Origin of the sequence: Anatilimnocola aggregata (assembly GCF_007747655.1) — a bacterium.
Classification (GTDB): Bacteria; Planctomycetota; Planctomycetia; order Pirellulales; family Pirellulaceae; genus Anatilimnocola; species Anatilimnocola aggregata.
This window is the reverse complement of record NZ_CP036274.1, coordinates 5461616-5473507: the sequence shown is the minus strand read 5'-3', so window position 1 is coordinate 5473507 and position 11892 is coordinate 5461616. Positions and strand designations below refer to the sequence as shown.

Here is an 11892-nt window from a genome sequence, read left to right as displayed (position 1 = left end):
CGAGTCACTCGTTAAAAGGGGAGCGGCTCGATAGAGAGAACCCAGTTATCGTCGTACCCTTCAGGCGGGACCGGTTTTGGCCAGCGCTCGCCCGCGGGAGGAGCGAGGCCCTTCGTTTCGGCGATTAGTTTCACTTGCCGCAGCGGTTCATCATCCTGAACCTTTCCCAGCGCCGAGTTCACCGCATGTTGATCCGCCACATGTTGCGCCAGCGCGGGCCAGAGCGCGGCGTTGTTGTTGCCCCAGACATTGTCGTAGTACTCGGCCCAGCGATGTCCCCAGAAACGCTGATAGGCCGATTGCTTGCGCCATTCCGGCGACGACCACCTGGCGACGACGTGCGATTCGCTGCTCATCAGTTCAGCCGACAAGCGATGATTCTGCCGATCGGGAACCGGGGCGTACATGTCCCACGCACCGCTCCCAATGCCGAGCCAGTCTGCTGTCAGACGCGCGTGGACCGTGGCGGCCGGCATGTTGAGTGGCATGCCTTGCAGCACCATCAGCAGGATGAAAACGGCGATCAGGCCGTTGATGGCCGCATATCGCAACGTGGTAATAGTCGGAAACCGCTTCGTCATGATCGTTACAAGTGTTACAGGTAGTCGTGCATTGCCGCCAAGAACAGGTTCGCTAACAGCTTCAATATAGAGCGCTCGCTGGCCGCAACCTACGTTTGCTTAGCTACGTTGTTTTTCAGTATTCCCGTCGGACAAGAACCATGGTCAAGCCGATTCTCGTCACTGCCCTTGTTGCGATCGTCATTCTGACGGAATGTGTTCTCGCCTACATGCTCATTCCCAGCGCGGCCGACGTGCAAGCGCGGCTGGAGTCGCATGACGTGCCTGCAGCCGATGCGCACGGTGAGCCGAAAAAAGACGACCACGGCGCACACGATGCGCATGGGGCAAAAGACGACGGCCACGCGAAGAAGGATGCGCATGGAGCTAGCAGCCATGCCAAGAAGGATGCACACGCAGCCAAACCGGCGGCGAAAGCCGCTGCACATGGTGGCGGCGGACATGGAGGCGGTCACGGGGGTGGCCACGGAGCCAGCACTGCCAAAGTTCCAGCGGGATCCGGTACCGGCGGCGAAGTGGAAGTGGAACTGGGCAAGTTCAACCTCATGGTTCACGAGCCTGCTAGCAATGTGACCCTCCGAGTAAACTTTCATTTGGTCGCCACCGTCGACGATGCTGATAGTGGCGAAGTCTCGCATTTGCTCGAGAAAAACCAACACCGGATGCGCGACCAGATCATTTTTGAGATTCGCAATGCGCAGATGAGCGACCTGACCGATCCCGGTTTGGGCTTGATTAAACGGCGCATTTTGGCGAAAAGTAACGACCTACTGGGGCACGCCCTTCTCAGGAATGTCGTGTTCAGCGAGTTCTCGTTCATCGAACAGTAAATCTCTGTCTCGCTGATGAGGATAGTTCGCGTGCAGCTCGTCAAGGATTGACGGCCAGCCAGCAGGAAAGGAATCCGATGGCCAGCGATAGCGAAAAAGTCTCACAGGACGAAATCGAAGATCTGCTTCGCCAGGCGCAGCAAGTTGCTGGTCATACTCCGCCGCCGGCCGTGCCCAATCCGGCTGCTGCCAGTGCGACCATCGGCCAGAGCGAAATCGAAGCGCTCCTCAAGCAAGCTCCTGCACAGCGACCGACTGCGGAAACTGCCACAGCGACCATGGCCCCTCCCGCACCGGCCAATCGTTCGGCACCGAAAGCCAAGCAACCCATTGGCAACGTCGGCGACGATATTCAATATCTGCTAAATCAGGCCGAGCAAGCGATTGCTTCGGTCGATCAACCCGTCGATCCCGCAATCAGCGGCATCCAGCCCTTTGAGTTCCGCGATTTCGGCGGTAGCCCAGCCTCAGGCGAGAAGGCCACCCTGGAATTGCTTCGCGACGTCGACCTCGATGTGCGCATCGAACTCGGTCGGACGCAAATGTATTTGGAAGACGTCCTCAAGCTTAAACGCGGAGCCGTTGTTCCGCTCGATAAGCTGGCGGGAGATCCGGTCGACGTTTACGTCAATGGCCGCTTGATTGCCCGCGGTGAAGTCTTGGTGCTCAACGACAACTTCTGCGTTCGCGTGGCGGAGTTGCTATCGAGCGACGACGTGTAACAATCTTTGCCGTGAAAGAGCCGGCAGACTTATGTCTGACTCAATTTGCTTCATTCACCGACCATCCCACCTCGATTATCGAACCTGACCGCCACCAGCTTGAGTTTTTATTTTGCGGAGAGCATGGATGCTCGTAGTTCGTCACCAACCATCGATTGCCGCTGCTCTGCTCGCCGCTGTGTTGAGCGGTGCCGGTTGGTGCTGCCCGCTATCGGCAATGGGTGAAGAGTATGGCGCAGTTCGCGCTCCGGCACTGCAAGCCAGCCGCGTAACTCCCGCACCTTTGCCGACAGGCGCTGTCCCTGCTCGCTCGCATTACACTGCCGGCGGCAATGCCCCGGTAGCCTTGAATTCGAATGAACCAATAGCACCGAACTACGCTCCTGCTCATCGCGCGGGTCAGTTCGTTGAGCCCGCAATGCACGAGGCACCTGCGCAGCTGAATCCAATTGCTCCGCAGCCGATCGCATTGACTCCGCGCGGCAGTACCACGAACAAGGCGTTGCTTCGCACACCTGCTTCGGGTTGGGGAGCGTTGACCAATGTGGGTGCAAGTCTCGGCTTTGTGCTGGCCGCCTTCTTGTGTGTTGCCTGGCTATCGAAACGATATCTGCCTAAAGCAGCGGGACCATTGCCCAAAGAAGTGGTCGAGCAACTTGGCTGGGCTCCGCTCGCAGGTCGACAACAAATGCACCTGGTGCGGATTGGCAACAAACTGGTTTTGCTCGCCATCACTCCCGGCAGCAGCGCCGAAGCGCTGAGCGAAGTCACCGAACCAACCGAAGTCGAGCGATTGAGTTCGATCTGTCGGCGGACGAAGCAAGGCAGCTCGACGCAGGCCTTTCGCCAGGTGATTAACGAACTCGAACGTCAGCCCGCTCGCGGCTTTGTCGATACCGATCCTCGTCCCGCTCGCCCAACTACCTCGCCGTCATCGGCCACTCAATCAGCTGCCCGTCCGCAGCCAGGGAGGCCTTTGCATGGTTAAGTTCATTCGCTTGCTACTAGTCAGTTTGCTGCTGGTCGGATTCATTGCTGACCAGGCCAGCGCACAGTACTCTGGCAGCGCTCTGCGCCAGGCGACTGCCATGGATGGCGAAGCCAGCGACAACGCCACAACCGTCCAAGCGCCAGCCGTTGATGCGGTAACGGAACTGCTGCGCGGCGGACCCGAACAATTCACCAGCCCGAAGAAGCTGAGTGGTTCGTTGCAGATCATGCTGCTGCTGACCATTCTCAGTTTGGCTCCCGCCATTCTGCTGATGACGACCAGCTTTGTGCGAATCGTGGTAGTGCTTGGTTTGTTGCGTCAGGCACTTGGTACACAACAGTTGCCTCCAAGTCAGGTCATGACCGCACTCGCGCTCTTCATGAGCCTGCTAGTCATGACACCTACCTGGAACGAAGTTTATCAGCAGGCGGTCAAGCCTTATTCCGAAGGTCGCATCACGAATCCTGAAGACGCTTTTAATGCTGGCGTAATGCCGATCAAGCGATTCATGAGCCGCCAAATTGAACTGGCGGGCAACAGCGACGATGTTTGGCTGTTCTACGACTACTTGCCTGCCGAACAGCGCCGCAGTCAACCGCCGCAATCGTATGACGAAGTGCCGCTGCAGGCAATTCTGCCCGCCTTCATGCTGAGCGAATTGAAAATTGCATTTCTCATTGGCTTTCAGATTTACTTGCCGTTTCTCATTCTCGACATGGTCGTTTCCAGCGTGACGATTTCGATGGGCATGATGATGTTGCCACCAGTGATCATTTCGCTGCCACTGAAACTGTTGTTGTTCGTCCTCGTCGACGGCTGGACTTTGATCGTCAGCATGCTGCTGAGCAGTTTCGGCACAGGGTGATGACAAAGAGGAACTTCTTGCTTGCTAACTTTAATGTTCTTGACGGTTGCGACTCGGTATCTGGTTAATCGTTGGCGAGGCCCCAAAAAATGATGACTCCCGACGATGCCGTCCTGCTTGCCCAGCAAGCGCTCATCATGGCGTTGCTTTTATCTGCTCCACTCTTGATCGTGGGCATGGTGGTTGGCCTGGTCATTGGCCTCGCTCAAGCGCTCACTCAAGTGCAGGATCAAACGGTCGCCTTCGTGCCCAAGTTGGTCGCGATGGTTGTCTGCTTGCTCCTCTGCTTGCCTTGGCTCGTGCAACGGTTGATGGAATACAGCGAAACGCTGATTGCAGGCATTCCCAAAATGATGATGGGGGGCTGATGACTTCGGATGACGATGCTTTCTCCCCTACTCACGCTCTACCTCAATCAGTTCCTGATTTTCGTTCTGGTGCTGACGCGCATTGGCGCGCTCATCATGACGCTGCCCGTCCTGGGTGGTAGCACGATCCCGGTTCAGATTCGGGCCTTTCTCGCAGTTGCTGTGGCATTTCTGATCGCGCCCTTGCATTGGGGACATCAGCTACCAGAAATCGAAAACATGGGCGCGCTCGGGCTGCTGATGGCCCGCGAAATGATCCTCGGGCTCGCGCTCGGAACCTCGGTGATGATTCTGCTCAGTGGCATGCAATTGGCCGGGCAGGTCATCAGTCAGATGAGTGGGCTTTCACTCGCCGATGTCGCCAATCCCACGTTCGATACAACGGTTCCCATCCTATCGCAGCTGCTCGAGTCGGTCGCAATCGCCTTGTTCTTCTTGCTTGGTGGCCATCGCCTGGTCCTCGCTGCCTTGCTCGATAGCTTTACTTGGCTGCCGCCTGGCGCAGCCACGTTGCCGGACGAATTGCCGATGGCACTCGTCGAAGTAACTGCCCATAGCTTTCACGTGGGCATTCGCGCCAGTGCCCCGGTGATGGTCGCGCTCTTCCTCGCCGTGCTTGTCGTGGCACTCATCAGCCGCACTTTGCCGCAATTAAACGCGGTGGCGATCGGCTTGAACTTCAACGCCATCATCGTTCCGTTAATGATTGCCATCACCATCGGCTCCGCGGCAATCACGTTTCAAGAGGAACTTGGTGGAGTGCTACAGCGCATGCGCGATGTCATCACGGACACCAGTCCAGCGATACAACAAACTCACTAAGTTGACATGGCTGACGACGACGACGGTGATAAACAGCACGACGCGACCCCGCATCGTCGCCAGCAGGCGCGCGAGGAAGGGCAAGTCGTCAAAAGCCAGGATCTGGGCTCGGCGACGATGCTCGTCGTTGGCTTGCTGGCCATGTGGTATCTCGGCAATGGTCTGGCCACCTCATTTGCCCGCATCACCCGCGAGCATCTGGGGGGAGAAGCCTGGATGCGTGTCGATGTGCACTTATTTCTAAGTCATATCGTCACCTTAAGTGCCGACGTTGGCATGGCACTGCTACCCGTTCTCGGTACGCTCGTTCTGGCTGGCGTCTTGGTCAACCTGGGGCAAGTCGGCTTCTTGTTTTTGCCTCAGAAGCTGGCCATGGATTGGCAGCGGATCAATCCGCTATCGAACGCAAATCGGATCTTCTCGACCACCTCAGCGGTGCAACTGGGCTTTGGTCTGCTCAAGGTCGCGCTCATTTCGACGGTTGCTGGAATCAGTTTGTGGGGCGAGCGTGAGCGAGTGATGATCTTGTCCGATCAAGAGGCGGGGCCAATCGCGACGTACCTCTTCAGCGTGACGTTCTGGACCAGCTTGAAGGTGGGTGCCTCACTGCTGATTCTAGCCGTGTTCGACTACGGCTACGCTTATTGGAAGCACGAGCAAGACCTGAAGATGAGCCACCAGGAAATGCGTGAAGAGATCAAATCGCAACAGGGCGATCCGCAGGTTGCGTCACGCCGTCGCCAGATACAACGTCAGTTGGCACTCAATCGACTGAGTGAAGTTGTCCCCAAGGCCGATGTCATTGTCACCAACCCCACCGAGCTGGCCATCGCCCTCAAGTACGACCCAGAGACAATGGCGGCCCCCGTGCTGCTGGCCAAAGGTGCTGGCGTTCTGGCGCAGCGCATTCGCCGGCTAGCGCTCGAGAATCAAGTTCCAGTCGTGGAACGCAAAGAACTGGCCCGCGCGCTGTATGCCACCGTTGAAGTGAACGAAGCTGTGCCCGCCGATCAATACGCGGCAGTGGCCGAAGTGATTCGCTATATTTATCAGCTCAAGGGCAAGAAGCTCCCGGGCCAACGGGCTGCCGCCTAGCCACGGTTCCAACTCTCTAGCCAATTGGCCAGGGAGTACCTTAACACGATGTTCGTACCGTGGCTCAGATTCTGTTGAGGAACATCGCATTGAACAATCAGGCAAGCGAAGTTCAAGCGGGTGAGCGATTTGCCTTTGGCGAGAACTGGCAGCGATTCCTGCAAGTGCTCACACCACAGCGGATCGAGCGAGCACGGGAATCTCTCCAGACAATGCTCGGTGTCGAATCACTGGCTGGAAAGTCGTTCCTTGATATTGGCTGTGGCAGCGGACTCTTTAGCCTCGCTGCCCGGCAACTTGGCGCGGTAGTTCATTCGTTCGACTTCGATCCCCAGTCGGTCGCTTGCACGCAGGAACTTAAACGCCGGTATGCGGCTGACGACAACCGCTGGAGAATCGAACAAGGATCGATTCTCGACCGTGACTATCTCGGCGGGCTTGGTACCTTCGATATTGCTTACTCGTGGGGCGTATTGCATCACACGGGGCAGATGTGGCCAGCCATCGACAACGCGGCCTCGCTTGTCTCCCCCGATGGATCGCTCTTCATTGCACTTTACAACGATCAGGGACGGGCTAGTCGAACGTGGCTGCGCGTGAAGCAACTGTATAATCGGTTGCCGCGCGCACTCCGCTGGGTAGTGCTGTATCCCGCGTTCGTGCGACTTTGGGGGCCAACGATGCTCCGCGACTTGCTGCGGGGAAAACCCGGATTCACGTGGCAAAATTACGCCGAGAAAAGCACCCGCGGCATGTCGGCCTGGCACGACGTCGTCGATTGGGTTGGGGGACTGCCTTTCGAAGTTGCAAGTCCCCAGCAAGTGATTGCGCACTGCGAATCGCTTGGCTTTCGCATTGAAAAACACACCGACTGTGGCCGTGGTCACGGCTGCAATGAGTTTGTGTTCGTGCGACGCTGAATCGCTGCGGCTATTGTGCGCGCGGCACAATCCGATCCTTGCCGACCCAAGTGCGCAGGGCATCGGGAATCGCAATCGTTCCGTCGGCCTGCTGATAGTTCTCCAGCACCGCGATCATCGCCCGGCTGATGGCGACCGCTGTGCCGTTGAGTGTGTGGACGAAGTGCGTCCCTTTCTCGGTCTTCTTCTTGTAGCGAACATCGAGGCGGCGCGACTGATAGTCCGTGCAATTGCTCGTGCTGGTCACTTCGCCCCATTCGCCCTGGCCGTTGTTGCGACCAGGCATCCACGCTTCGAGATCGTACTTGCGATAGGCGGGGCCGCCGAGATCGCCCGAGGCCGTATCGATTACGCGGTAGGGAATGCCCAGGCCATCGAAAATTTCGCACTCGATGGCCATCAGCTGTTCGAGGGTCGCGTCGCTCTCTTCCGGCGCGGTGAAGGCGAACATTTCAACCTTCGTGAACTGGTGTACGCGATAGATTCCGCGCGTTGCCTTGCCGTGGGCACCCGCCTCGGTTCGAAAGCAGTGGCTGATGCCGCAGAGCTTGATCGGCAATTGCTCTTCGGTCAGTAGTTGTTTCGAGTACATGCCCCCGAGCGTGATTTCAGCAGTTCCGACCAGGCTGAGATCGCTGTTCTCAATCGAGTAAATCTGCGTCTCGGCGCTGCCACGAGGATTGAAGCCGATGCCAATGAGGATTTCGTCGCGGGCCAGATCGGGCGTGGTGGTGATCGTAAAGCCGTGGCGCATCAAGATGTCGAGCACATAACGCTGCAGCGCGAGTTCAATCAACACTGCTTCGTTCTTCAAAAAGTAAAAGCCGTGCCCGGTCGTCCGCGAGCCCGCTTCAAAGTCGATCAAGTCATACTTTTCGGCTAGCTCCACGTGATCGAGTGGCTTGAAATCCAGCTTTCGAATCGGGGTGATGCCGCGCTTCACTTCGGCAGCATCGTGTTCACCGCCAATCGGTGCAGCCGGGTGCGTCAGATTGGGGATGGTAAGTTGTAGTGCGTGAATCTGCGTCTCGAGTCGATCATGCTCCGCCTGCGCTTGATCCTTCAGATCGCGCAGTTTGCGGCCTTCTTCCTTCAATGTTTCGCGCGTGGCAGGATCTGCCTTGCCGATTTGTTTGGCAGTGTCGTTCGCCTGACGATTCAACTCTTCGACTTGGGTCAAGCAGCGACGGCGGTGCGTTTCAAGGTCGACCAAGCGCGGCACATCGCAGGTCACACCGCGGTCCGTGCAGTTTTTGATGATCTTGTCGGCGTTTTCGACGATGAACTTGCGATCGAGCATGGTGAGGAAGGGGCCAGAGGTTAGGTGTCAGGTTTTAATGGAGCCCGACGCGTCAGCGAGGGGGAACTGTGTTCGACGAATCACCCTCGCTGACGCGTCGGGCTACTTAAATCAATTACTTCTTGATGCTTGCCAATTCTTGCCACAGGCGGGCACTGGCGCGAATGCCGCGGTGGAAGTCGGCCAGGCAGAACTTTTCGTTCGGGCTGTGTGTATTGTCGTCATCGAGACCCCAACCGAGCAGCAGGGTATCGATGCCCAGTTGTTGTTTGAAGTTGGTGACGATGGGAATCGAACCACCTTCGCGAATAAAGACGGGGCGGCGACCGAAGCCACCTTCAATGGCCTTTTCTGCAGCGGCCACGTAAGGACTGTCGAGCGGTACCACGCAACCCGGGGCACCACTCATGTAGATCAATTCCATTGTGATGCCGGGGGGCAAGCGTTCCTTGAGAAACTTCTCAAGCGAGGCTGCGATCTTCTGCGGGTCCTGATTGGGAACCAGTCGAAAGCTGAACTTGGCGCCGCTCTTGGCGGGCAACACCGTCTTGCCACCTTCGCCCTGATAGCCGCCCCACAAACCATGCACATCGTAGGTGGGGCGAGCCCAGCGGCGTTCGAGCGTCGTGAAGTCTGTTTCGCCAAACAGTCCCTCCACGCCCAGTTGTTCTTGGAAGGCCGCGTCGCTGAAGGGGAGTGCTGCAAACTGCTCACGCTCGCGCGTGGTCAATGGCAGCACGTCGTCGTAGAAACCGGGAACTTGCACGCGACCGTCAGCATCTCGCAGTGAGTGAAGAAGCGAGTTGAGTGCATTAAGTGGATTGGTGACCGCTCCGCCAAAGGTGCCGCTATGCAGATCTTGCTTAGGTCCGCTCAGGCGAATTTCGAAATAGGCGATGCCGCGCAGGCCATAGGTGATGGCCGGCTGACCGGGGCCAAATTGCGAAGTATCGCTGATGACGACTATGTCGGCCTTTAGCTTTTCGCTCGCCCCGGGCTGCTTTAAAAAGTCATACAGCCCTTTGCTGCCGACCTCCTCTTCCCCTTCGATCAAAAACTTGATCTGAAGCGGCAATTCCCCGCGGCTCTTAAGCCAGCCACGAGCGCTGAGAACGTGGGTCAGCATTTGCCCTTTATCGTCGGTCGCCCCGCGGGCATAGATGTTGCCAGCACGAATTGTGGGCTCGAACGGGGGCGAAATCCATTCGTTCAGCGGATCGGCGGGCTGCACGTCATAGTGGCCATAGACCAGCACGGTTGGAGCCCCGGCCACCGCGGGACTTTCGGCATAAATCAAGGGCTGGCCAATAGTTTCGATCTGCTCGGTCTTCAACCCCAACGATTGAAACTGCCCCGCGACCCAACTTGCAGCCCGGCGAACGTCGGGATGATACTTCGAATCGGCCGCCACGCTAGGAATGGCAAGCAACTCGCACAGGTCGCGCTGGCATTGGTCGCGATCCGCATCGAGATATTTCAGCACGTCATCCATGTTTTCGCAGCCCTGGCCCTTTCTCCCACCGATTGGCGACAGCATCTCGCCTCTTTGCCGACCGGGCAATATAATGCGTCTAGTTCGCCTCGCCTATTCCCGGTCAACCCGCGGACGAACTTCGCAGGAGGCTCCCCTTGTCCGAGCATCAACACGCCGCAGCAGTCGCCGAACCCGAGCAGGAAGACCAGACCGACAAGCGCAAACGCCCCAAGCGTCAGCCCCGCTATAACGTCATTCTGTGGAACGACGAAGACCATTCGTACGAATATGTCATCGAGATGATGAAGGACTTATTCGGCTACCCGGTCGAAAAGGGCTTCAAAATCGCCGAGCAGGTCGACAAGCTGGGCAAAGCCATCTGCCTGACCACCACGCGCGAGCACGCCGAACTAAAGCGCGAGCAGATCCACGCCTTCGGTGCTGACAAGCTCATCGCCCGCTGCAAGGGGAGCATGTCCTCGACGATTGAGCCGGTGGAAGGCTAGAACATCCCCCACAATGCCCGCTTCGTTAAAAACCATCACTCTCGGCTGCAAAGTCAACCAGTACGAAACCGAACTGGTGCGCGAAGGGCTGCGCAGGATTGGCTATCACGATGCGGCCGACGATGAAGCGCCAGATCTCTGTGTGGTGAATACCTGCACCGTGACTGCCGAAGGCGATAGCAAGAGTCGGCATGTCATCCGCAAGTTGGCGCGCGATAATCCCCAAACACGCATCGTGGTGATGGGTTGTTATGCTACGCGAGCGCCGGAAGAAGTCGCCTCGCTGCCGAACGTCAGCGAAGTGGTGACCGACAAGCGGGAGATTCCCGATTTGCTCGGCAGGTTCGGCGTGGTCGATATCCCCACTGGCATTTCGCGGTTCACCGGTCGCAAGCGGGCCTATGTAAAAGTGCAAGATGGCTGCCTGCTCCGCTGCAGCTACTGCATCATTCCCTATGTGCGCCCGAATGTTTTCAGCCGGCCGCTCGAACACATTCGCGACGAAGTGGCCCGCCTGGTCGACAACGGCCACCGCGAGATCATCCTCACCGGCGTGCATCTGGGGCACTACGGTGTCGAACTCAATCACAATAGGCCGCGCGAGGAATGGCTGCGACTGGCAACGCTGGTGCGCACATTGTGCAAGGTTCCCGGTGAGTTTCGCATTCGTCTATCGAGCATCGAAGCGACTGAAGTCACCCGCGACCTGATCGGTGTGATGGCTGAAAATCCCGGCAAGATTGCTCCTCACTTGCACATCTGCCTGCAGAGTGGCTCCGATGCCGTGCTGCGACGAATGAAGCGCCGCTGGGGGAGCAAGCTGTTTGTTGATCGCTGCCGGTTGGTGCGCGAGTCGCTCGATCAGCCCGGGCTATCGACCGATGTGATCGTCGGTTTTCCGGGCGAGACCGAAGACGATTTTGCTGCCACTTGTCAGGTCGTGCGCGACTGCGGCTTCTCAAAGATTCACATCTTCCCATTCAGCGCGAGGAAAGGAACGCCGGCTTACGACATGCCGGACAAAGTTTCGCACGAAGTGAAGCAAGAGCGACTCGATCACTTGGAAACAGTCGCCGCGGAAGTGCGAGACGACTACTACCGCAGCCTGCTGGGCCGTCAACTGCAGGTGATGATCGAAGGCCAGAGTGAATACCTGCCCCATGGCTTCGCCGGCACCTCCTGCCGTTATGCTCCCGTTGAGATCGAAGCCGAAGGCTTGCAGCCCAGCACGCTGGTCGACGCCATTGGCCATGACGTTCGCGACGGACGCATTATCGCCCGCTTGCCAGCCGACGCTTCCTAGCGCGGCAACGCATTTGCAAGATGCGGTACAGGCAAACTGGCCGGGGCGAGAGTTGACCGGCGTTTTCCGGTGGCGGATACTTCAGCCCACCTATACCTCTCCTTCTTCCCCTCGG

At 57.9% G+C, this 11892-nt stretch carries 13 protein-coding genes; 10 read left to right on the top strand and 3 right to left on the bottom strand.

All coding sequences use genetic code 11. From position 1 onward, the window contains the following. Window positions 1-11: 11 nt before the first annotated feature. Window positions 12-581, bottom strand: a complete 570-nt coding sequence (locus ETAA8_RS20435; protein ID WP_145092561.1) for a hypothetical protein — start codon at window positions 579-581, stop codon at window positions 12-14. Between the two features lie 140 nt (window positions 582-721). Between ETAA8_RS20435 and ETAA8_RS20430 the strand changes: the two genes are divergently transcribed. From ETAA8_RS20430 to ETAA8_RS20395, 8 genes are all read left to right on the top strand, one after another. Further along, on the top strand, window positions 722-1411 hold the full coding sequence (locus ETAA8_RS20430; RefSeq protein WP_145092558.1) for a flagellar basal body-associated FliL family protein: 690 nt from the start codon (window positions 722-724) through the stop codon (window positions 1409-1411). 77 nt (window positions 1412-1488) lie between these two features. After that, entirely contained in the window at window positions 1489-2133 is a 645-nt protein-coding gene (fliN, locus tag ETAA8_RS20425; protein WP_145092555.1) for a flagellar motor switch protein FliN, read from the top strand. Between the two features lie 127 nt (window positions 2134-2260). Then, the gene (locus ETAA8_RS20420) at window positions 2261-3121 is read left to right on the top strand and encodes a FliO/MopB family protein (RefSeq protein ID WP_145092551.1); all 861 of its coding nucleotides are present in this window, start codon (window positions 2261-2263) and stop codon (window positions 3119-3121) included. Continuing rightward, window positions 3114-3989: a flagellar type III secretion system pore protein FliP gene (gene fliP / locus ETAA8_RS20415; protein WP_145092547.1), complete on the top strand. Its 876-nt coding sequence runs from the start codon at window positions 3114-3116 to the stop codon at window positions 3987-3989. Before ETAA8_RS20420 ends, fliP begins: the two co-directional genes overlap by 8 nt. Window positions 3990-4078: 89 nt before the next feature. Then, window positions 4079-4357: a flagellar biosynthesis protein FliQ gene (gene fliQ / locus ETAA8_RS20410; RefSeq protein ID WP_145092544.1), complete on the top strand. Its 279-nt coding sequence runs from the start codon at window positions 4079-4081 to the stop codon at window positions 4355-4357. A 9-nt stretch (window positions 4358-4366) separates the two neighbouring features. After that, window positions 4367-5179, top strand: a complete 813-nt coding sequence (locus tag ETAA8_RS20405; protein WP_145092541.1) for a flagellar biosynthetic protein FliR — start codon at window positions 4367-4369, stop codon at window positions 5177-5179. Window positions 5180-5185: 6 nt separating this feature from the next. Next, entirely contained in the window at window positions 5186-6274 is a 1089-nt protein-coding gene (gene flhB, locus ETAA8_RS20400; RefSeq protein ID WP_145092538.1) for a flagellar biosynthesis protein FlhB, read from the top strand. An 89-nt stretch (window positions 6275-6363) separates the two neighbouring features. Then, on the top strand, window positions 6364-7194 hold the full coding sequence (locus ETAA8_RS20395; protein ID WP_145092535.1) for a class I SAM-dependent methyltransferase: 831 nt from the start codon (window positions 6364-6366) through the stop codon (window positions 7192-7194). A gap of 10 nt (window positions 7195-7204) precedes the next feature. Here the strand turns inward: ETAA8_RS20395 and serS are convergent, their stop codons facing one another. Then, complete coding sequence (serS, locus tag ETAA8_RS20390) at window positions 7205-8494, bottom strand: serine--tRNA ligase (RefSeq protein ID WP_145092532.1); 1290 nt, start codon at window positions 8492-8494, stop codon at window positions 7205-7207. 115 nt (window positions 8495-8609) lie between these two features. Next, window positions 8610-10031, bottom strand: a complete 1422-nt coding sequence (locus ETAA8_RS20385) for a dipeptidase (protein ID WP_238397440.1) — start codon at window positions 10029-10031, stop codon at window positions 8610-8612. A 92-nt stretch (window positions 10032-10123) separates the two neighbouring features. Between ETAA8_RS20385 and ETAA8_RS20380 the strand changes: the two genes are divergently transcribed. Both ETAA8_RS20380 and mtaB read left to right on the top strand, forming a co-directional pair. Beyond that, window positions 10124-10474, top strand: a complete 351-nt coding sequence (locus ETAA8_RS20380; protein ID WP_145092529.1) for an ATP-dependent Clp protease adaptor ClpS — start codon at window positions 10124-10126, stop codon at window positions 10472-10474. Between the two features lie 13 nt (window positions 10475-10487). Further along, the gene (mtaB, locus tag ETAA8_RS20375) at window positions 10488-11777 is read left to right on the top strand and encodes a tRNA (N(6)-L-threonylcarbamoyladenosine(37)-C(2))-methylthiotransferase MtaB (RefSeq protein ID WP_145092526.1); all 1290 of its coding nucleotides are present in this window, start codon (window positions 10488-10490) and stop codon (window positions 11775-11777) included. The last annotated feature ends 115 nt before the right edge of the window (window positions 11778-11892 follow it).